The sequence below is a fragment of the Rhizobium phaseoli genome, from assembly GCF_010668805.1.
In the GTDB taxonomy this organism is placed as follows: Bacteria; Pseudomonadota; Alphaproteobacteria; order Rhizobiales; family Rhizobiaceae; genus Rhizobium; species Rhizobium phaseoli_A.
Genome location: NZ_WUFT01000006.1, coordinates 108,220 through 126,555 on the forward strand (window position 1 = coordinate 108,220; position 18,336 = coordinate 126,555).

24 protein-coding genes and 2 pseudogenes are annotated in these 18,336 nt (G+C 60.6%); 16 read left to right on the forward strand and 10 right to left on the reverse strand.

The window, feature by feature from the left end; genetic code table 11:
- Positions 1 to 53 precede the first annotated feature (53 nt).
- On the reverse strand, positions 54 to 881 hold the full coding sequence (radC, locus tag GR197_RS11080; protein ID WP_164009302.1) for a RadC family protein: 828 nt from the start codon (positions 879 to 881) through the stop codon (positions 54 to 56).
- 7 nt (positions 882 to 888) lie between these two features.
- Positions 889 to 1,725: a type I methionyl aminopeptidase gene (gene map / locus GR197_RS11085; protein ID WP_164009304.1), complete on the reverse strand. Its 837-nt coding sequence runs from the start codon at positions 1,723 to 1,725 to the stop codon at positions 889 to 891.
- Between the two features lie 248 nt (positions 1,726 to 1,973).
- Here map and GR197_RS11090 point away from each other — a divergent pair, with 248 nt between their 5' ends.
- The 3 genes from GR197_RS11090 (at position 1,974) to GR197_RS11095 (ending at position 3,259) form a co-directional block, all read left to right on the forward strand.
- On the forward strand, positions 1,974 to 2,633 hold the full coding sequence (locus tag GR197_RS11090) for a TetR/AcrR family transcriptional regulator (protein WP_164009674.1): 660 nt from the start codon (positions 1,974 to 1,976) through the stop codon (positions 2,631 to 2,633).
- Between the two features lie 129 nt (positions 2,634 to 2,762).
- Positions 2,763 to 2,936 (forward strand): hypothetical protein, encoded by a 174-nt coding sequence (locus GR197_RS31950; protein WP_204330167.1) that lies wholly within the window; start codon positions 2,763 to 2,765, stop codon positions 2,934 to 2,936.
- Positions 2,933 to 3,259 carry a DUF6105 family protein gene (locus tag GR197_RS11095; RefSeq protein ID WP_164009306.1) on the forward strand — a complete coding sequence of 109 codons (327 nt, stop codon included), beginning with the start codon at positions 2,933 to 2,935 and terminating at the stop codon, positions 3,257 to 3,259. The genes GR197_RS31950 and GR197_RS11095 overlap by 4 nt, the downstream gene beginning before the upstream one ends.
- Here the strand turns inward: GR197_RS11095 and ruvX are convergent.
- The gene (gene ruvX / locus GR197_RS11100) at positions 3,202 to 3,690 is read right to left on the reverse strand and encodes a Holliday junction resolvase RuvX (RefSeq protein WP_164009308.1); all 489 of its coding nucleotides are present in this window, start codon (positions 3,688 to 3,690) and stop codon (positions 3,202 to 3,204) included. The two genes, GR197_RS11095 and ruvX, sit on opposite strands and share 58 nt — an antisense overlap.
- Before the next feature lie 206 nt (positions 3,691 to 3,896).
- On the opposite strand from ruvX, the gene GR197_RS11105 reads away from it, so the two are divergent.
- From GR197_RS11105 to GR197_RS11125, 5 genes are all read left to right on the forward strand, one after another.
- Positions 3,897 to 4,601, forward strand: coding sequence for a metal-dependent hydrolase (locus GR197_RS11105; RefSeq protein WP_164009310.1), 705 nt, complete (start codon positions 3,897 to 3,899; stop codon positions 4,599 to 4,601).
- 69 nt (positions 4,602 to 4,670) lie between these two features.
- A complete protein-coding gene (gatC, locus tag GR197_RS11110; protein WP_164009312.1) occupies positions 4,671 to 4,958 on the forward strand; it encodes an Asp-tRNA(Asn)/Glu-tRNA(Gln) amidotransferase subunit GatC in 288 nt (95 codons plus the stop codon).
- Between the two features lie 56 nt (positions 4,959 to 5,014).
- On the forward strand, positions 5,015 to 6,496 hold the full coding sequence (gene gatA, locus GR197_RS11115) for an Asp-tRNA(Asn)/Glu-tRNA(Gln) amidotransferase subunit GatA (RefSeq protein ID WP_164009314.1): 1,482 nt from the start codon (positions 5,015 to 5,017) through the stop codon (positions 6,494 to 6,496).
- Between the two features lie 173 nt (positions 6,497 to 6,669).
- A complete protein-coding gene (locus tag GR197_RS11120) occupies positions 6,670 to 7,068 on the forward strand; it encodes a hypothetical protein (protein ID WP_164009316.1) in 399 nt (132 codons plus the stop codon).
- Between the two features lie 271 nt (positions 7,069 to 7,339).
- A complete protein-coding gene (locus GR197_RS11125) occupies positions 7,340 to 7,615 on the forward strand; it encodes a hypothetical protein (protein ID WP_164009318.1) in 276 nt (91 codons plus the stop codon).
- A gap of 49 nt (positions 7,616 to 7,664) precedes the next feature.
- Here the strand turns inward: GR197_RS11125 and GR197_RS11130 are convergent, their stop codons facing one another.
- The gene (locus GR197_RS11130; RefSeq protein WP_164009320.1) at positions 7,665 to 7,922 is read right to left on the reverse strand and encodes a YjhX family toxin; all 258 of its coding nucleotides are present in this window, start codon (positions 7,920 to 7,922) and stop codon (positions 7,665 to 7,667) included.
- A gap of 301 nt (positions 7,923 to 8,223) precedes the next feature.
- Between GR197_RS11130 and GR197_RS11135 the strand changes: the two genes are divergently transcribed.
- A complete protein-coding gene (locus GR197_RS11135) occupies positions 8,224 to 8,733 on the forward strand; it encodes a GNAT family N-acetyltransferase (RefSeq protein ID WP_164009323.1) in 510 nt (169 codons plus the stop codon).
- A gap of 39 nt (positions 8,734 to 8,772) precedes the next feature.
- Here GR197_RS11135 and GR197_RS11140 read toward each other — a convergent pair.
- Positions 8,773 to 9,141 (reverse strand): annotated as a pseudogene (locus GR197_RS11140) (VOC family protein); the annotation flags it as partial.
- A 250-nt stretch (positions 9,142 to 9,391) separates the two neighbouring features.
- On the opposite strand from GR197_RS11140, the gene gatB reads away from it, so the two are divergent.
- The 7 genes and pseudogenes from gatB (at position 9,392) to GR197_RS11175 (ending at position 14,372) form a co-directional block, all read left to right on the forward strand.
- Entirely contained in the window at positions 9,392 to 10,894 is a 1,503-nt protein-coding gene (gene gatB / locus GR197_RS11145) for an Asp-tRNA(Asn)/Glu-tRNA(Gln) amidotransferase subunit GatB (RefSeq protein ID WP_164009325.1), read from the forward strand.
- A gap of 3 nt (positions 10,895 to 10,897) precedes the next feature.
- Entirely contained in the window at positions 10,898 to 11,401 is a 504-nt protein-coding gene (locus tag GR197_RS11150; protein WP_164009327.1) for a GNAT family N-acetyltransferase, read from the forward strand.
- A 4-nt stretch (positions 11,402 to 11,405) separates the two neighbouring features.
- Complete coding sequence (locus tag GR197_RS11155; RefSeq protein WP_164009329.1) at positions 11,406 to 11,879, forward strand: GNAT family N-acetyltransferase; 474 nt, start codon at positions 11,406 to 11,408, stop codon at positions 11,877 to 11,879.
- 103 nt (positions 11,880 to 11,982) lie between these two features.
- The gene (locus tag GR197_RS11160; protein ID WP_164009331.1) at positions 11,983 to 12,381 is read left to right on the forward strand and encodes an NADH:ubiquinone oxidoreductase subunit NDUFA12; all 399 of its coding nucleotides are present in this window, start codon (positions 11,983 to 11,985) and stop codon (positions 12,379 to 12,381) included.
- Between the two features lie 115 nt (positions 12,382 to 12,496).
- Positions 12,497 to 12,937, forward strand: a complete 441-nt coding sequence (locus GR197_RS11165) for a DUF2155 domain-containing protein (protein WP_164009333.1) — start codon at positions 12,497 to 12,499, stop codon at positions 12,935 to 12,937.
- Between the two features lie 213 nt (positions 12,938 to 13,150).
- On the forward strand, positions 13,151 to 13,342 hold the full coding sequence (locus tag GR197_RS11170; RefSeq protein WP_164009335.1) for a hypothetical protein: 192 nt from the start codon (positions 13,151 to 13,153) through the stop codon (positions 13,340 to 13,342).
- Positions 13,343 to 13,351: 9 nt separating this feature from the next.
- Positions 13,352 to 14,372 (forward strand): annotated as a pseudogene (locus GR197_RS11175) (LuxR family transcriptional regulator).
- 58 nt (positions 14,373 to 14,430) lie between these two features.
- Here the strand turns inward: GR197_RS11175 and aat are convergent.
- The 5 genes from aat to GR197_RS11200 all read right to left on the reverse strand — a co-directional run bounded on the left by aat (position 14,431) and on the right by GR197_RS11200 (position 18,254).
- Positions 14,431 to 15,045, reverse strand: coding sequence for a leucyl/phenylalanyl-tRNA--protein transferase (gene aat / locus GR197_RS11180; protein WP_164009339.1), 615 nt, complete (start codon positions 15,043 to 15,045; stop codon positions 14,431 to 14,433).
- 7 nt (positions 15,046 to 15,052) lie between these two features.
- Positions 15,053 to 16,408: an acetyl-CoA carboxylase biotin carboxylase subunit gene (gene accC / locus GR197_RS11185; protein ID WP_204330168.1), complete on the reverse strand. Its 1,356-nt coding sequence runs from the start codon at positions 16,406 to 16,408 to the stop codon at positions 15,053 to 15,055.
- 4 nt (positions 16,409 to 16,412) lie between these two features.
- Positions 16,413 to 16,877, reverse strand: a complete 465-nt coding sequence (gene accB / locus GR197_RS11190; protein WP_164009340.1) for an acetyl-CoA carboxylase biotin carboxyl carrier protein — start codon at positions 16,875 to 16,877, stop codon at positions 16,413 to 16,415.
- A 20-nt stretch (positions 16,878 to 16,897) separates the two neighbouring features.
- Positions 16,898 to 17,335, reverse strand: coding sequence for a type II 3-dehydroquinate dehydratase (gene aroQ, locus GR197_RS11195; protein WP_164009342.1), 438 nt, complete (start codon positions 17,333 to 17,335; stop codon positions 16,898 to 16,900).
- A gap of 160 nt (positions 17,336 to 17,495) precedes the next feature.
- Positions 17,496 to 18,254, reverse strand: coding sequence for a DsbA family protein (locus GR197_RS11200; protein ID WP_164009344.1), 759 nt, complete (start codon positions 18,252 to 18,254; stop codon positions 17,496 to 17,498).
- Positions 18,255 to 18,336 lie beyond the last annotated feature (82 nt).

Below are 18,336 nucleotides of genomic sequence, written 5' to 3' on the forward strand. Positions count from 1 at the left end.
GGTCAATGTTACAGATTGTTTTACGAGTGCCGATTCAAGCCTGCGTGTGCTTTTCAGATCAGCTTCAGCCCCTTAAAGCTGACATGGCCGTCCTTGCCGATGATGATGTGGTCGTGGACGGTGATGTCGAGCGCCTTGGCCGCCTCGATGATCACCTTCGTCATGTCGATGTCGGCGCGTGATGGTGTCGGGTCGCCGGAGGGGTGGTTGTGGACGAGGACCATCGCCGTTGCCGAAAGCTCGAGCGCGCGTTTCACCACCTCGCGCGGATAGACCGGCGTATGGTCGACCGTGCCGCGGCCCTGGACCTCATCGGCAATCAGCACGTTGCGCTTGTCGAGGAAGAGGATGCGGAATTGTTCGCGGGTCTCGTGCGCCATGGCGGCGTGGCAGTACTCTATGACCGAAGACCACGAGGAGAGAATTTGTTTGCTCCTGAGCTCGCTCTTCAGGGTCCGGTGGGCAACCGTCGAGATCAGCTTCAGGTCGAGGGCCACGGCCTCGCCGACCCCCTTTATCTCCGTGAGCAAAGCCGCCGGCGCGCCGAAGACGCCGGAGAGCGAGCCGAACCGTTCGATCAGCGACTTGGCGATCGGTTTGGTGTCGCGCCGCGGGATCAGGCGGAAAAGCAGCAGTTCGAGGATTTCGTAGTCGGCAAGCGCGGTGTCGCCAAGCTCGCGGAAGCGGTCGCGCAGCCGCTCGCGATGGCCGTGATAATGCTCCTGGCCAGCGAGCGAAGCGGGCAGGGTGGCCTTGGCATTCGGTGCGGCCGGTTTTTGCGGCCGCCCGCCGAAGAACGAGCGTTCGTCGGCGGCAAGGGGCTCTTGCGTCTCGAACGGCAGCTCGTCGTCGGAAGATGTCGCAACCGGCCCCTTCGCCATCGGATCGTCACCCGGCAAATGACGGCAGGCCGGGGCGGTCGAGACCACCAGGCGACAGCGTGAAGATCTCACAGCCGTCGGAGGTGACGCCGACGGTGTGTTCGTACTGTGCCGAAAGCGAGCGGTCGCGGGTGACCGCCGTCCAGCCGTCGGCAAGAACCTTCACATGCGGCCGGCCGAGATTGATCATCGGCTCGATGGTGAAGATCATGCCTTCGCGCAGCTCAGGCCCTTCGTTGGCGCGGCCGTAATGCAGGATATTCGGCGAATCGTGGAACAGCCGGCCGACGCCGTGGCCGCAGAAATCGCGCACCACCGAACAGCGCTCGGCCTCGGCAAAGGTCTGGATCGACTCGCCGATTGCGCCGGTGCGGGCGCCGGGCCTGACGGCGGAAATGCCGCGCATCAGCGCTTCATAGGTAACCTCGAGCAGTCGCTCGGCGGCGCGCTTGACCGTGCCGACAGGATACATCCGGCTCGAATCGCCGTGCCAGCCGTCGAGCACAAAGGTGACGTCGATATTGACGATATCGCCTTCGCGCAGCGGCTTGTCATTCGGAATGCCGTGGCAGACGACATGGTTGATCGAGGTACAGGTCGATTTGGTGTAGCCGCGATAGTTCAGTGTCGCCGGCTGGGCGCCGTGATCCATGCCGAAATCGAAGACGAAGCGGTCGATGTCATCGGTCACCAGCCCTGGCTTGACGATGTCGGCCAGCGCATCGAGACAGCGCGCCGTCAGCTGGCATGCTTTGCGCATGCCCTCGAATGCTTGTGCATCATAAAGCCGGATGGCGCCCGTATTCTTCGAGGGCGCGGAAGAGGCTTCGATATAGTTCACCATTGCAGGGCCTTAGCGGAGAATATTAGAATTGTTCATAATGCAGCTATGCCGGGTTCGTCCATCGCGATCAACCGCCCGGACGAGTTTTCTGACCAAATCCGATCGCTCCGGCATGCAGCCTTTTGCATCCCTTCGCCGTCAAATCATTGGCCGGTGTGGAATATCCACAATCTTCTCGGGGGGATAGGATTGATTGGATGACGCCACCCCGCTACTCACCGATTGGTGACAGCGGGGAAGGGTCGGTCGTGCTTGATGAAGCGGTAAAATTTGAAATTTCGTCCGGGGCCGACGGCGAGCCGGAGCGGCGCGTGCGGGATCGCGGCGCCACCGAGCGCGCCATCCTTGCCGCCGCCAAGGGCCTGCTGGCGGAAGAAGGTTTCCAGAATTTCGGCATCAATGCGGTCGCCCGCCGCGCCGGTTGCGACAAGCAGCTGATCTATCGCTATTACGGCGGTCTCGAAGGCCTGGTCGAGGCGATCGGCGCCGATCTCGGCACATGGGTGAAGGATCGCATTCCTGAGGACACCGGCGGCATGTTCCTGCTCACCTATGGCGACCTGATGGAGCGGCTGTCGCTTCTCCTTCTCGACGCCTTGAGAAACGATCCGCTGATGCGCCGCATCCTCGCCTGGGAAATATCAGAGAACACCGAGCAGGTGAGGCGGCTGTCGGAAGCGCGTTCGAAGGCGCTGGCTCTCTGGCTGGAGCGCATGCGCGGCTCGCTGACGCCGCCGAAGGGCGTCGATGCAACAGCCGTCAACGCCGTCGTCATGGCTGCGATCCAGCATCTCGTGCTTGCCGCCGCAGCCGGCGGGCAGTGCGCCGGCCTGTCGCTGAAGACATCAAAGGACTGGGAAAAGGCGGCAACGGCGCTGAAGCGCATCGTGCGCGGCGTCTACGGCTGATACCTGTCTTATCCACAGGGGGCGGCGGCCGCATTAACCTTAACAAATGGTTTACGTTGCCTGGCCGCGGTTAACCCGACAGTGTGGTGATGAGCAGAGATGGAATGAGTAGAGCCCCGAGTTGACGCCATGGGAACCAAAATCGCCAAAGCCTTGTTTTTCGTAACGGCGATGATGTTTTTCGCAGTCCTGGCGCTGGATATCGCAATTCCGACGCTGGTGCTTTGCACCATGGCATTGTCGACCTGGTTGGTCTCCCTCGATCTGCCCGTTTCGCGCAAGCATGGAGGAGAGGCCGCATGAGGTGGTTTCTGATCATCTGGGCCGGCCCTATCGTCTTTCTGGGCGGATGGTATTGGCTCTCCTATTACGACATGAACTTCGGCATCTTCATGTTGACGCGGCAGGTGCATGACCTGACGTTTCAGCTGTATGGCGAGGCATTGGGCATTCCGCCGGAGAGCATTCCGCCGCTTGTCGCCCGCGCGATCGCTGTCGACAGTCTTGTCGTCTTCGCCATCCTCGGCTTCCGCAAACGCCAATCGATCATTGCCTGGTGGAAGGCGCGTCAGCTGAATTCGTCTTCCGACCTTGCCAGCAAGGAAAGCCTGTCGAGCGCGCCCTGAAGGATGAAACTTGCCGCGGCCGAATCGATCCGTTCGGCCCGCTTTGCGCGCGAGACGTCCATTTCAAGCAACGTCCGTTCGGCCGCCACGGTCGACAACCGTTCGTCCCAATAGACGAAGGGCAGGGCTGTCTTCTGCTCCATGTTGCGCACGAAGGCGCGCGTCGCCTGCACCCGCGGACCCGCCGATCCGTCCATGTTCATCGGCAGCCCGATGACGAAGCCTGCAACCTTTTCCGATTGTGCGAAATCCAGCAGCGCCTGCGCATCGATGGTGAACTTGACGCGCCGGATCACCGTACGGGGCGTGGCGAAACGCCGCCCGAGATCGGACATCGAAAGCCCGATCGTTTTGGTGCCGAGATCGAGGCCGGCAATCGCCTGCCGCGGGGCAAGCGTCTCGGCCAGTTCCTCGATTGTCAGCACCGTCATCGCCATTCCATCCCGTCAAAAGAAATTGAAGTCGCCGCTGCTTTTCTTTGCGGCCGCATAAGATATGTCCATAGAGCATGATGCCGAAAAGTGTGAACGGTTTTCTCATGACATCATGCTCCAATTCCTTGATTGAGATGCGGATTCAGAAAGTCATCCGGATCTCCCAAACCGGCTTTTGCATCACCTAATAACGGAGACATTTCATGAAGATCACCTGGCTCGGCCATTCCGCCTTCCGCATCGAGACTGGAAAGGCGAAAATCCTGCTCGACCCGTTCCTCAGCTATAACGCCTCGTTTTCCGGCCAGGATATCAAGGATGTTTCGGCAGGCGTTACCCACATCCTGCTGACGCATGGCCATGGCGACCATGTCGGCGATACCGTGGCGCTTGCCAAGGAAACCGGCGCCGTCGTTCTCGCCAATGCCGATCTCGCCGCCTGGCTCAGCTCCAAGGGCGTCGACAAGATCGAGATGGGCAATACCGGCGGCACGATCGCGCTCGGCGGCTTCTCGGCGACCTTCACCAATGCGCTGCACTCGTCTGCCCAGATCACCGAGGATGCTGTCTCGCATGCGCTCGGCAACGCCAACGGCCTGATGCTGCATTTCGACGACGAAGCCTCGATCCTCGCCATGGGCGACACCGACATCTTCTCCGACATGGCGCTGATCAACGAATTACACCAGCCTGATATCGGCTTCGTGCCGATCGGCGACCGCTTCACCATGGGCGGCGCGGTGGCTGCCCTGGCCTGCCGGCGCTATTTCAACTTCAAGACCGCGATTCCCTGCCATTACGGCACCTTCCCGATCATCGAGCAGACGGCCGATAAATTCGTTGCTGGCATGGAAGGATCGGAGACGGATGTGAAGGCGCTGAAGCCTGCCGAGAGCCTTAAGATCTGACGAAATCCCGTTGCACCGGGCGGACATGGCCTTTATAGCGGGTAGGAAAAATCCTATCCGGAGAATGCCATGTCCGTCGACCTTGCCACCGTGAAGCGCGTCGCCCACCTTGCCCGTATTGCCGTCTCCGAAGACGAGGCAAATCGCATGGTCGGCGAGCTGAACGGCATCCTGGGATTCGTCGAGCAGCTCTCCGAAGTCAATGTCGACGGCGTCGAGGCGATGACATCCGTCACCCCGATGGCGATGAAGAAGCGGACCGATGCGGTGACCGACGGCAGCAAGGCCGACGATATCGTCGCCAATGCGCCCGTCACCGACCACAATTTTTTCCTGGTGCCGAAAGTCGTCGAATAGGGCCCAACGCCTCTTTCCGACCCTGTTGCCATTTCCAGATCTGAAGCGAAAATACCATGAGCGAACTCACCAGCCTGACCATTGCCGAAGCCCGCCAGAAGCTGCGCGGCAAGGAAATCACTGCACTCGAATTGACCGAGGCCTATATCTCGGCGATCGATGCGGCCAATGCTCATCTGAATGCCTATATAAAGGTGACGCCCGATCTCGCCCGGCTCATGGCGAAAAACTCCGATGAGCGTATCGCTGGCGGCAAGGCCGGTGATCTCGAAGGCATCCCGCTCGGCATCAAGGATCTTTTTGCCACCGTCGGTGTGCACACCCAGGCCTGCAGCCACATTCTCGATGGTTTCGAGCCGCGTTATGAATCGACTGTGACGCAGAACCTCTGGGATGACGGCGCCGTCATGCTCGGCAAGCTCAACATGGACGAATTCGCCATGGGCTCGTCCAACGAGACCTCGCACTACGGTGCGGTGATCAATCCCTGGCGTGCAGCAGGTTCCAACCAGCAGCTCGTTCCCGGCGGCTCCTCCGGCGGCTCGGCCGCAGCCGTTGCCGCGCATCTTTGCGCCGGCGCCACCGCAACCGATACCGGCGGCTCGATCCGCCAGCCGGCCGCCTTCACCGGCACCGTCGGCATCAAGCCGACCTATGGCCGCTGCTCGCGCTGGGGCACCGTCGCCTTCGCCTCCTCGCTCGACCAGGCAGGCCCGATCGCTCGCGATGTGCGCGATGCCGCAATCCTTCTGAAGTCGATGGCAAGCGTCGACGCCAAGGACACGACCTCGGTCGATCTGCCCGTGCCGGATTACGAGGCAGCCCTCGGCCAGTCGCTGAAGGGCATGAAAATCGGCATTCCAAGCGAATACCGTGTCGACGGCATGCCTGAGGAGATCGAGACCCTCTGGCGCCAGGGCATCGCCTGGCTGAAGGATGCCGGCGCCGAAATCGTCGACATCTCGCTGCCGCACACCAAATACGCCCTTCCGGCCTATTACATCGTCGCTCCAGCCGAGGCATCCTCGAACCTGGCGCGTTACGACGGCGTGCGCTACGGCCTGCGCGTCGACGGCAAGGATATCGTCGACATGTACGAGAAGACGCGCGCCGCCGGCTTCGGCAAGGAAGTCAAACGCCGCATCATGATCGGCACCTATGTGTTGTCGGCCGGTTATTACGATGCCTATTACATCCGCGCCCAGAAGGTCCGGACGCTGATCAAGCGCGATTTCGAACTCGCCTTCAACGCCGGCGTCGACGCCATCCTGACACCGGCAACCCCGTCGTCGGCCTTCGGCGTCGCCGATGAGAACCTCGCTTCCGATCCGGTGAAGATGTATCTGAACGATATCTTCACGGTGACGGTCAACATGGCGGGCCTGCCGGGCATTGCCGTTCCCGCCGGCCTCGACCAGAAGGGCCTGCCGCTCGGCCTGCAACTGATCGGCAAGCCCTTCGACGAGGAAACCCTCTTTAAAATAGCCCACGTCATTGAGCAGGCAGCCGGCCGGTTTACGCCGGCCAAGTGGTGGTAAGCGGGCGCGTCATTCGCCCTATAGCAGCGAGGCATGGATCACGATCGCCCACATCTGGCTCCCGACACGGCGCTTGGCAAGGTACCGATATCGTGAGCACCTTTTCGAGTCAGGCTCTAAACCGATAGTTTCCTTCGCGTTTCATATTTGGCCCATAGTTGGATGAGCACCTGATGCAGGATGATGAGCCCAATCCTAGTCTTGCTCGCGGACTTTACAGGGTGAGCGTACTCTTCGGCTGTATCGCTCTTATCACATATTTCCCCTGGGAAATGTTCAGCGCGACCGCTGCCGTTAATCGGCTTTCAGCTGCAGCAGAGAATTTCCAATATACCGAGAGGTGTGATTCCAACGGCAATCTGATCGATACAGGCAAACCTAACTGCGTTGATCTGGGTGATTATCTGCTCATAAATGGCCCTGTTCTCAAGGCTCTTCGAAAAGCTTGTTCAGAAGGTGAAACACCCACCATACTGATCCTTGAGAAAGGTAAGGCGTCGAGGATCGATATCGCACGCGTAGAAAAATCCTTGGCTTATCGAGTGAGGAACAGAGTAAACGGCCCCTGCTAACCGTCTACCCGGCCCTCGGACCGAACTAGACCGAATACCACGCGTTCGCTTCTCAACACGGCAAAGGTCATGGCTGAAAACCGGGTCATGCTGCGTCTGAAGGAGCTTGAGGCACTCGAAACGATCGCCAGAAAGATTGGTCACCTGACCATCACAACGAAACAGTCGGATTGGTGACGACATCATCAATCTCCACGATTGAAAGACGGGCGCCACTCGGTTTTCGAGGCGGCGCTCGCCACAAGGTGAGCACGTTGCGAGGGAAGGCCTCATGCCCGAACAGGATCTTGCGCGATTGATCGAGGCAATCGACAGTCTTGCTGCTGCCGGTTTCACCATGGGCGCTGATTGGCAGGCGGTACACGAAATCTGCCAGCGCCACGAAGGTCAACAGCCGTTCGACTGGGGCCATGCGCTTTGCCATCGCATCGAAGGCGACGATTGGAACGCCGATTACTGGTACCGCCGTGCCGGCAAGACGCGCGGCACGGGCACGATGGCCGAGGAATGGTCGGCGATGCGGACGGAACTTTCTGCAAAGGCTTGAAGAGACACCCTGACCGCGCCGATTCGAGCGCGGTCAGGGTGGTTGGCTGTTACCTGTTGTTCAATTGCGCCCTGACCAAGCTCAGTCCTCTTTCGGTGATCCGGTAGGGCTGGCCGCTGGAGGACTTGATTGCTCTCAGCCGCTTCAGCCTGCGGAAGAGATCGAGATCGACGCCGGGATAGAGCCAGCCGTCGCGGGTGAAGCAGCTGACTGCCTCGATCTTTCTGTTGTCGTCGCGGGAGATTTCGATGCGGCCGCCTTGGGCCATGAGATGCAGGATGCGTTGCACCGTGCGGGAAATGTCCATGTGTTGAGATCCGGTATCGCGCCCTGCGGGGCGCACAAAAACGATCTGGCGCTCTTTCGAACGTCAGGGCTTCGTTTTTTTTCGGGCCCATGCGCGCAAGCGGACTTGCGGGCAGGGGCCTTTACCGGGTCTGTGACAAGCTCAACATAAAGAGCTCTTTATTTCGCGCGCAAAAGGCGGTCAAGACCGTGCTTGCCGATCAAACCGATCGAAAACCACAGTTTCGATCCATCAGCCCTCTGGGGGTACTGGTAAATTCGGCGACTCAATGGTCTAGTTGCGGGATAACGCGGAGGTGTCGTTGATCCACATTCGCAATGCCCGCGACGGCGAAGCGGTGCTATTGAGCGAGATCGGCCTGAGGGCCTGGCAAAAGGCGATGGCGGCGATCGGCGAATCGCACGCGATGATCGACGCAGCCCGCGGCGCCTTTCGCAACTTCGTGGAAAACGACTGGCTGACCATCACCGTCGTCGAGCAGAACGGCCAGGTCGCAGGCTGGGCGGCGCGCGAGAGATTGGACGAAACCATCTCGGATTTCTGGATCGACCCCGCCTTCGCCCGCCAGGGACTGGGCTCCGCCCTCCTTGAGCGGATCGAAAAGGAGATCGCCGATCGAGGTTTCGAGAAGGCGGCGATGCAGACCCATTCCGGCAACAACGAGGCGATCGGCTTCTTCCGGAAACACGGCTACAGCATCCACTGGCTCTCGGTCGCCTATAATCCGAAACTCGACCGCGACGTGCCCTCGGTCGGGCTGACGAAAACGCTGGTTTCGGACGGTAACGGTGGATACGGGCAGGAATTCTGACAAATGCCGCCGGATGCGGTTAAGCCTATGGCGGATAATCGACGTGACGCAAAAATTATTGCCTTCGGGGTCATTCAATACGCAGTAAGCATCCGTCTCGCGCACCAATGTCGCGCCGAGGGATAAGAGCCGTTTCACTTCTTTCTTCCGATCGTCAGCGGCGATATCGAGATGAACACGGTTGCGGGCTGGACGTTCTCCTTGGCGAAGGTGGAAGCACAGGCGTGTTCCGGGACCATCGACCATCACGGTCGGGTCCGTGTCGGGCGTCAGTCCTATCGCGGCGAGGCGGGCCAGTTCCGTATCGTCATACGGCATCACTTCATAACCATCGAGCGCGGCCGCCCAGAAACGAGCAACCCGTGAGGGGACGTCGCAATCAACCACGATTTCCTTCAGTCTTCCCATGGGAGCTTTCTGTCCAAGGTATTTTTTACTGAAGATAGAGATCACGATGGTATCGACAATCGGGGCGGTGAAAACTCTTGTCCATCGGCTCATATCCATGAAATGCATGGCCGCTCCTGGTGCAATGCCGCCTTTCTCCCAGGCGGAAGCGGCCGGCGGCAACTGCCATGGAATTCCGCGAAAGCCTTGCACCGGCACGCCATTTCCTTTACCTCACCAATGGAAAAGAACAGCCTGCAAAGAGTATCAGATGACCCTTGTCGACGTCCGCACGCCCGATCCGAAACGCTTCATCCCCGGCGCCACCGGCGACTGGGAAGTCATCGTCGGCATGGAAGTTCATGCTCAGGTGCTGTCCAATTCGAAGCTCTTCTCCGGCGCTTCGACGGAATTCGGCAAGCCGCAGAATTCGAACGTCTCGCTGGTCGATGCCGCCATGCCCGGCATGCTGCCTGTCATCAACGAGGCCTGCGTCAGGCAGGCCGTGCGCACTGGTCTCGGCCTCAAGGCCCAGATCAACAAGCGCTCGCTCTTCGACCGCAAGAACTATTTCTATCCCGACCTGCCGCAGGGCTATCAGATCTCGCAGTTCAAGGATCCGATCGTCGGCGAGGGCAAGATCGTCATTTCGCTCGGGCCGGACCGTCAGGGCCAGTTCGAGGATATCGAGATCGGCATCGAGCGCCTGCACCTGGAGCAGGATGCCGGCAAGTCGATGCATGACCAGCACGCGACCATGTCCTATGTCGACCTGAACCGCTCCGGCGTCGCGCTGATGGAGATCGTCTCCAAGCCCGATATGCGCTCGTCCGACGAAGCCAAGGCCTATATGACCAAGCTGCGCTCGATCGTTCGCTATCTCGGCACCTGCGATGGCAACATGGACGAAGGCTCGATGCGCGCCGACGTCAACGTCTCCGTGCGCCGCCCGGGCGAAGATTTCGGCACGCGCTGCGAGATCAAGAACGTCAACTCCATCCGTTTCATCGGCCAGGCGATTGAGTATGAAGCCCGCCGTCAGATCGGTATTCTGGAGGATGGCGGCAAGATCGAGCAGGAGACGCGGCTCTTCGACCCGAACAAGGGCGAGACGCGCTCGATGCGCTCTAAGGAGGATGCGCACGACTATCGTTACTTCCCCGATCCCGACCTGCTGCCGCTCGAATTTGACGACTCCTTCGTCACGGCGCTCGCAGCCGATCTGCCGGAACTGCCTGACGACAAGAAGGAGCGCTTCGTGCGCGAACTCGGTCTGTCGATCTACGACGCCTCGGTGCTCGTTTCCGAAAAGGCGATCGCCGATTATTTCGAGGCGGTAGCCGCAGGCCGCGACGGCAAGATGGCGGCAAACTGGGTGATCAACGACCTGCTCGGCGCGCTGAACCGCACCGGCAAGGATATCGAGCAGACGCCGGTTTCGCCGGTCCAGCTCGGCGCCATCATCGATCTCATCAAGGCTGGAACCATTTCCGGCAAGATCGCCAAGGACCTCTTCGAAATCGTGCTGACTGAGGGCGGCGATCCCGCCGAGATCGTCGAAGCGCGCGGCATGAAGCAGGTGACCGATACCGGCGCGATCGAAAAGGCCGTGGACGAGATCATTGCCGCCAATCCCGATCAGGTGGAAAAGGTCAAGGCGAAGCCGACCCTGGCCGCATGGTTCGTCGGCCAGGTGATGAAGGCGACTGGTGGCAAGGCCAATCCGCAGGCCGTCCAGGCGCTCGTCAAGGCGAAGCTCGGCATCGAGGAATAAGCGGTGTATTTCGTCCGCACGGCCGGCGAGCGGGATCTGGAGAAGGTCCGCACCCTGCTGGTGGAGAGCTTTCACGCCACCTATGACGGCCTGCATGGCAGGGCCAGGGTGGATGAGCTCATCACCCAGCTCTTTTCTCTCGCCGCGCTGAAGACGCGCCTGGTGCGAAAGGACGCTGAATTCCTCGTTGCCGACAATGGCCACGCGATCGGCGGCATGGGTTATGCGGCGATGTCGCAGGAGCTGACGAAAACGGTCACGCTGCATCTTCTCTATGTCAGGCCGGCGTTGCAGCGCCAGGGCATCGGCCGCGATCTTTTCGCCGAGCTCGAAACCTGCTTCCCGGATGCGGAAATCATGCGTCTCGAAGTCGAGCCGCAGAATGCGGCGGCAATCGCCTTTTACAGCGCGCACGGCTTCACCGAGGTTGGGCGCAACGAGAATGGCGTGCCCGGGCAATCCGGCATTCCCACGCTGATTTTCGAAAAACCGCTCGAAGGGAATTGAGGCCATGGCGTCCGCGTTGTCCGACATTGTCGTTCGCCAAGCGCGGCCGCAGGATCTGCCGGCTCTGGTGGCTCTATTCGCAGCCGATGCGCTTGGTGGTCATGGCGATACGATCGATCCCGAGGCCTTTCCAGACTATGTCAGGGCCTTCGCAGCCATCGAGGCTTCGCCCGACCAGGCGCTTTATGTCGCGGAGTGCGGCGGTGAGGTCGTCGGCACCTTCCAGATGATGGTGACGACCTCGCTGACCGGCCGCGGTTCCTCGGCGATGATCATCGAGGCGGTGCAGGCCCGGGCCGATATGCGCGGGCAGGGGATCGGCGCACGGATGATCGAATTCGCCATTGCCGAGGCAAAAGGCCGCGGCGTGCGATTGGTGCAGTTGACCTCGAATGCGATCCGTAAGGATGCCCATCGTTTCTATGAAAGACTGGGCTTCAAGCCCTCGCATCTCAGCTTCAAGATGGCTTTGAAATGACCGGTGCTTATCGTGGAATCGCTGGACAATTCGGCTTGGCGACGGCATAAGCGAGAAAACGAATTCTGGTTTGGCTCGCATCTGGCGGGCACAAGGAAAAGACATGTGGAATCTTCTGGTTCAGACCTTTACCTGGTGGAACGGTCAGACGATGGGCACGCGTTTTGCGACCTGGCGTTTCGGCAAGCGCGTCGGCGAGGATGAATTCGGCAACGTCTATTACGAAGGCGGCATGTCTTCCTACGGTCTGCCGAAGCGCTGGGTAATCTACAAGGGTTATGCCGATGCCTCTGCCATTCCACCGGGCTGGCATGGCTGGATGCATCACCGCACCGACGTTCCCCCGTCCAAGGAAAACTACGTCGCCAAGGAATGGCAGAAAGCGCATCGCCCCAATTTCACCGGTTCTCCGCAGGCTTACCGTCCGCCGGGCTCCATTGCCGCTCCGGGCGAGCGTCCGCAGGTCACCGGCGATTACGACGCCTGGACGCCGGGTAACTGAGACGGCTCGACCGGGGCAATCCCAAACCCGGCTTTTGGCCACAATTGACCTTTACCCGCAGGTTGGCCGCGCTTGACCGCGGCTGCGAACGAAGAATATCTGGAGACGGGTACACATGAAGCTCTTCACGCGGAACAGGGTGCTGCGTGCCGCCGGGTCGCTGCTGGCGCTCTCGGCCCTGCTTCCGCCAGTTGCGGCAAATGCCGCACGCATCGAAAATCCGGTAGCCGTCTTCTCCGGCCTCGACAAGATCACCGGCCGTATCACCACCTTCGACGTCTATGTCAACGAGACGGTCCAGTTCGGCGCGCTGCAGGTGACGCCGAAGGCCTGTTATTCGCGCGACCAGGCCGAAGCGCAGAAGATCGACGGTTTCGTCGAGGTCGACGAGATCACCCTCGACCGCAAGATCCGCCGCATCTTCACCGGCTGGATGTTTGCCGCCAGCCCCGGCCTCAACGCCGTGGAACACCCGATCTACGACGTCTGGCTGAAGGACTGCAAGGCAAACTCGGACGTCCCGGCTCCTGACGGCACCAAGGCGACAGCCCGCTAACGCGTCTCAACGTGCCAGACCTTCCCTTCGTCGAACTGCACGTGCTTCGTAACGATCGCAATGGCGTCTTCGATTTCCTTACCATCGTGCGGAGCGGAGGCCCAGCGGCAAGCGTGATCTTTCTGAGCCCGATGTCGTCCGCCTGCATGACAAGGTACGGCTCGGATGCGTGCGAGAATGTTTCAGATGAAGCCCCGAACCAGGAGGCATCAAATGGATCTTCAGAGTCTCGTCGCTGCTCACATGCCGAACCGCCACCGCCCCTCACAGATGGACGCCGCAGCCGAGGATCGATACTACCGAAATCAGATCATCCTGCCGCCGCCTTTGGGGCTTCGGTTACTCGGCCTGATCGCAACAACTGCCGGCGTGACGCTGTTTCTGACTGGCGTCATCAAGGCATGAGGCGCCGTCATGGTCAGGCAGACCGATCATGCTGCTGCGATCCCTTGTCACTGGGGACCGGGAGATGGACGACAGCGAGGCTGACCGGGCGTCGATCATGGCGGTGATCCGCGCTGAAACCGAGGCCTGGCTGCAGCGGGACTTCGAGGCGCTGGCGAGCCATTGGGTGCAGTCGCCTCAGACCCGGCGGATGGAAGCCTTCGCCTCGCTGGGCGTCCGGGTGGACGAAGGCTGGGACCCGATCGCGGCGCGGATCAAGAAGATCGTGGAGCGATTCCCGGAGAAACACGCCTTCGAGGGGCGCGTCCGCTGGGAAAAGGTCAACATCGTCGTTGACGCTAACATGGCTTGGGTGACCTTCGATCAGATCGGCAGCGACACCGGCGAAGATCGCAAGCGCCAACTGCGGATACTTCACCGGATCGACGGCGCCTGGAAGATCGGCTGCATGGTAATGATGGAGAGCAGCGTCGAGGAGGCGAGATGCTCGCTGATCGAGGTCGACGCGGATGCAAAAATCCTCTGGATGAACCGGCTGGCGCGGGAACGGATTCGCGGCCATCCGGGGCTCGTCGCCGCTGCCGGCCGCTTGCGCGCCCGGCGGCGTGATCGCGATGTCGCGCTACGCGAGGCGGTGCGCCTGGCATTCCATGAGTTGCAGAGCCATAGGCCTTTGAACATCGCGCCGAAGCAGGCCTGGTCGGTGGCGCTCGGCGAGGACGCGGCGGGGATTCCGCTCTACTGCTGGGTCCTGCTTGAGGACGGCAAGGCGCTGGTTTCCTTCGACGACGCCGAGACGGTGGTGCGTCGGATTGCGAGCGCACGGGAGGTCTTCGGCCTCTCGCCAGCGCAGACCCGGCTTGCTCGCCTGATCGTCGATGGCCACGACCTCGCCGCCGCCTCCGATCAGCTTGGGGTCAGTGTCAACACGTTACGCACCCAGTTGCAGCGCATCTTCGACAAAACAGGCGTCCGCAGCCAGGCGGCATTGGTCCGGGCGCTGTTGAGCGCCGGGGCTCCGAGCAAATAAACTCGACCGCCGGGCGTCGCGGCATCCGGCTAATCGCCGGTGCCTGATCTTTCGGAGCTTAAAACTTCAGGTGTGGCGATTCCATCGCGGCTTCAAGCAGCACGCCATAATCGGCCTTCGGAACGTCGATCGCTCCGAACGTCTTCAGGTGCTCGGTGGTGAACTGTGTATCGAGCAGGGTGAAACCTTTTTCCCGCAGCCGCTCGACCAGATGCACGAGGCAGATCTTCGAGGCATCCGTCCGGCGCGAAAACATGCTTTCGCCGAAGAAGGCCGAGCCGAGCGAGACGCCGTAGAGACCGCCGACCAGTTCATCGCCGTCCCAGGCTTCGACGGTATGGGCATGGCCCATGTCGAACAGCGTCGCGTAAAGTGATCTGATCGTCCTGTTGATCCAGGTGCTCGGGCGCCCGGATGTCTCCTCCGCGCAGGCCGCGATCACCTGATCGAAAGCGTGATCGAAACGGATCTCGAAGGGTTTTCTACGCACCGTCTTGGCAAGGCTCTTCGACACGTGGAAATGGTCGAACGGAAGCACACCGCGCAATTCCGGCTCGACCCAGAATATCTCCGGGTCGTCGGCGGATTCGGCCATCGGGAAGAGGCCGATGGAATAGGCGCGCAGGAGGATTTCAGGGGTGATGCCTGGTGACTTCCTGCGCGATCCTGCCATTCCTGCCCTATGCCGCCGGTGTGTTGGCGAGGTAGTGTTCCAGCCAGTGGATGTCGTAGTCGCCGTTGGCGATATCCTGGTTGGAGACGAGATCCTGGAACAGCGGCAGCGTCGTATTGATGCCGTCGACGACGAATTCGTCGAGCGCCCGGCGCAGCCGCATCATGCATTCGACGCGGGTGCGGCCGTGCACGATCAGCTTACCGATGAGGCTGTCGTAGTAAGGCGGGATCTTGTAGCCCTGATAGGCACCGGAATCGATGCGTACGCCGAGACCACCCGGCGCGTGAAAATGCGTGATCGTGCCGGGGGAGGGCACGAAGGTGCGCGGGTGCTCGGCATTGATGCGGCATTCGATGGCATGACCGGAGAAATGCACTTCATCCTGCGTCACCGAAAGACCGCCGCCGGAGGCGACGCGGATCTGCTCGTGTACGAGGTCGATGCCAGTGATCGCTTCGGTGATCGGATGCTCCACCTGCAGGCGGGTGTTCATTTCGATGAAATAGAACTCGCCATTTTCGTAGAGGAATTCAATGGTGCCGGCGCCGCGATACTTCAGCTTCTTCATGGCGTCGGCGCAGACCTGGCCGATCTTCATGCGCTGCTCGACGTTGAGTGCCGGCGAATTTGCCTCTTCCCAGACCTTCTGGTGACGGCGCTGCAGCGAGCAGTCACGTTCGCCGAGATGGATGGCGTTGCCTTCGCCGTCGCCGAACACCTGGATTTCGATGTGGCGCGGCTTGCCGAGATATTTTTCCATATAGACGGCATCGTTGCCGAAGGCGGCCGCCGCTTCGGTGCGCGCCGTCGACCAGGCCTCGATCACGTCGGCCTCGCTCTTGGCGACCTTCATGCCGCGTCCGCCACCGCCGGCGGTTGCCTTGATCAGCACGGGATAGCCGATTTCAGCAGCCGTCTTCAGTGCATCCTCTTCCGTCTTCACTTCGCCGTCCGAGCCCGGAACGACGGGAATGCCGAGTTCCAGCGCCGTCGTCTTGGCGGTGATCTTGTCGCCCATGATGCGGATATGGTCCGCCGTCGGCCCGATGAAGGTGATGCCATGGGCTTCGAGAATATCGGCGAACTTGGCATTCTCCGACAGAAAGCCGTAGCCCGGATGCACGGCGTCGGCGCCGGTGATCTCGCAGGCGGCGACGATCTGGTGGATATTGAGATAGCTCTCGCGCGAGGAGGGCGGGCCGATGCAGACACTTTCGTCGGCAAGGCGCACATGCATCGCATCGGCGTCGGCGGTGGAATGAACCACGACGCAGGCGATGCCGAGCTCCTTGCAGGCCCGAAGCACGCGAAGGGCAATTTCCCCGCGATTGGCGATGAGGATTTTCGAAATCATGGGCATGGGCCTATTCGATGACGACGAGGGCTTGGCCGTATTCGACGGGATGTCCGTCATCGACGAGGATCTCGGTCACCTTACCCGACTTCGGCGAAGGGATCTGGTTCATCGTCTTCATCGCTTCGATGATGATCAGCGTCTGGCCTTCCTTGACGGTCGCGCCGACTTCGATGAAAGCACGCGCACCGGGAGCCGGCGCCATGTAGACGGTGCCGACCATCGGTGCACTGACGACATTGGCCGGGTTGCGGGTGGGAGCGGCGGCCGGGGCGTTTGCTGCTGCCGGGGCAGCGGCTGCGGCATAAGCCGGCGCTGCGATCGGCGTCTGGACATATTGCGGCGTGCCGGCGCGCGAAACGCGAATGCGCAGGTCGTCCTGCTCGACCTCGATCTCCGTCAGATCCGTCTCGTTGAGGATATTGGCGAGATCGCGGATCAGTGCCTGATCGATACCCGATTTCTTTTCAGCCATGGTGTTGCCCTGTCTTATTCTTATGCCGTGATGTTCTTCAGCGCATGAAGCGCCAGGATGTAGCTGTAAGGCCCGAAGCCGCAAATCACGCCCTTGCATGCCGGCGCGATCATCGACTTATGGCGGAATTCTTCCCGCGCATGAACGTTGGATATGTGGAGCTCAATGACGGGAATGGAAATAGCGCGGATCGCATCATGCAGCGCGACCGATGTATGCGTATAGGCGCCTGCGTTGATGGCAACGCCGACGGCCTTTTCGTCGGCCTTATGGAACCAGTCCACAAGCGCACCTTCGTGATTGCTCTGACGGAAATCGATGTCGAAGCCGAGGTCGCGGCCGGCGGCATTGCAGTCTGCCTCGATGTCCTTCAGCGTCTTGCCACCATAAATGCCGGGCTCCCGTTTGCCCAGCATGTTCAGGTTGGGGCCGTTCAGGACGAAAATCGTTTGCGTCATCGAATGTTCCGTAAAATGTACGACGGCAACCTATAGACTCCGTGAAGGCCGAATGAAAGCCCTTACGGATTGGCCATCGGAATCACGCCACATTTGTCCACATGGTTGAAACGCTTCGAGTCTGGCGTTTTGATGAGCGGCCGGCTGGCGGCCGACTTGCTCAGCAGGCGGTCTTGCCGCAGCTGCGCATATTCTTGACCTTGGCTTCGAGATCGTCGAGCCCGACGGCGCCCGGCACCAGTTCGTTGCCGATCACATAGGACGGCGTGCCGCTGATGCCGAGACTGGAGGCGAGCTGGTAGGTCGCCTGCACGACCCCATCATTCGGGCTCTTTGCCATCTCGGCGCGGATCTTGTCCTCGCTGACGCCGAGCGAGCCGGCAACCGCGATCGCCGTTTCGTCGGAGGCGCGGCCTTCGGTGCTGAGAAGGGCGACGTGGAAATCGGCATATTTCTCCGGCGCCAGCTTGCGGAAGGCGTCTGCCACCTTGTGGGCTGCAACCGAATCCGGCCCGAGGATCGGAAACTCCTTGAGCACGAAACGAACGTTCTTGTCCTTCTTCAGCATTGCCTGCATGTCGGGAAGCGCATGACGGCAGTAGCTGCAATTATAATCGAAGAATTCGACGACGGTGACATCACCCTTGGGATTGCCGAGCGTGACGTCGTTCTTCGAATCGAAGATCGCGGCCGTGTTCTCGTCGATCGCCATATTGGCCTTCACCAGCCGCTGGGCTTCCTGCTTCTTCTGCAGCGCATCCTGCACGTCGAGCATGATCTCGGGATTCTCGATCAGGTATTGCTTGATGAATTCGCCGAACTCCTTCTTCTGCTGGTCGTCGAGCGCTGCCGCCGGAAAGGGAAGGGCGATCGATGCGGCAAGCGCCAGTGCGGTGAAGGTTTTCGGAAGAAAGGCCATGATATCCTCGTCAACGGCGGTGTGGTCGTCTCTCTGTCGAATAGATCGTCGCCGGGTTATGGACTTGAGTGCGTCGCGTCAA

What these genes read in the sequence shown, in the direction of transcription:
- radC (WP_164009302.1), bottom strand. Translation starts at nt 881, where the DNA reads ATGGCGAAGGGGCCGGTTGCGACATCTTCCGACGACGAGCTGCCGTTC.
- map (WP_164009304.1), bottom strand. Translation starts at nt 1,725, where the DNA reads ATGGTGAACTATATCGAAGCCTCTTCCGCGCCCTCGAAGAATACGGGC.
- GR197_RS31950 (WP_204330167.1), top strand. Translation starts at nt 2,763, where the DNA reads ATGGGAACCAAAATCGCCAAAGCCTTGTTTTTCGTAACGGCGATGATG.
- GR197_RS11095 (WP_164009306.1), top strand. Translation starts at nt 2,933, where the DNA reads ATGAGGTGGTTTCTGATCATCTGGGCCGGCCCTATCGTCTTTCTGGGC.
- ruvX (WP_164009308.1), bottom strand. Translation starts at nt 3,690, where the DNA reads ATGACGGTGCTGACAATCGAGGAACTGGCCGAGACGCTTGCCCCGCGG.
- GR197_RS11105 (WP_164009310.1), top strand. Translation starts at nt 3,897, where the DNA reads ATGAAGATCACCTGGCTCGGCCATTCCGCCTTCCGCATCGAGACTGGA.
- gatC (WP_164009312.1), top strand. Translation starts at nt 4,671, where the DNA reads ATGTCCGTCGACCTTGCCACCGTGAAGCGCGTCGCCCACCTTGCCCGT.
- gatA (WP_164009314.1), top strand. Translation starts at nt 5,015, where the DNA reads ATGAGCGAACTCACCAGCCTGACCATTGCCGAAGCCCGCCAGAAGCTG.
- GR197_RS11120 (WP_164009316.1), top strand. Translation starts at nt 6,670, where the DNA reads ATGCAGGATGATGAGCCCAATCCTAGTCTTGCTCGCGGACTTTACAGG.
- GR197_RS11125 (WP_164009318.1), top strand. Translation starts at nt 7,340, where the DNA reads ATGCCCGAACAGGATCTTGCGCGATTGATCGAGGCAATCGACAGTCTT.
- GR197_RS11130 (WP_164009320.1), bottom strand. Translation starts at nt 7,922, where the DNA reads ATGGACATTTCCCGCACGGTGCAACGCATCCTGCATCTCATGGCCCAA.
- gatB (WP_164009325.1), top strand. Translation starts at nt 9,392, where the DNA reads ATGACCCTTGTCGACGTCCGCACGCCCGATCCGAAACGCTTCATCCCC.
- GR197_RS11155 (WP_164009329.1), top strand. Translation starts at nt 11,406, where the DNA reads ATGGCGTCCGCGTTGTCCGACATTGTCGTTCGCCAAGCGCGGCCGCAG.
- GR197_RS11160 (WP_164009331.1), top strand. Translation starts at nt 11,983, where the DNA reads ATGTGGAATCTTCTGGTTCAGACCTTTACCTGGTGGAACGGTCAGACG.
- GR197_RS11165 (WP_164009333.1), top strand. Translation starts at nt 12,497, where the DNA reads ATGAAGCTCTTCACGCGGAACAGGGTGCTGCGTGCCGCCGGGTCGCTG.
- GR197_RS11170 (WP_164009335.1), top strand. Translation starts at nt 13,151, where the DNA reads ATGGATCTTCAGAGTCTCGTCGCTGCTCACATGCCGAACCGCCACCGC.
- aat (WP_164009339.1), bottom strand. Translation starts at nt 15,045, where the DNA reads ATGGCAGGATCGCGCAGGAAGTCACCAGGCATCACCCCTGAAATCCTC.
- accC (WP_204330168.1), bottom strand. Translation starts at nt 16,408, where the DNA reads ATGCCCATGATTTCGAAAATCCTCATCGCCAATCGCGGGGAAATTGCC.
- accB (WP_164009340.1), bottom strand. Translation starts at nt 16,877, where the DNA reads ATGGCTGAAAAGAAATCGGGTATCGATCAGGCACTGATCCGCGATCTC.
- aroQ (WP_164009342.1), bottom strand. Translation starts at nt 17,335, where the DNA reads ATGACGCAAACGATTTTCGTCCTGAACGGCCCCAACCTGAACATGCTG.
- GR197_RS11200 (WP_164009344.1), bottom strand. Translation starts at nt 18,254, where the DNA reads ATGGCCTTTCTTCCGAAAACCTTCACCGCACTGGCGCTTGCCGCATCG.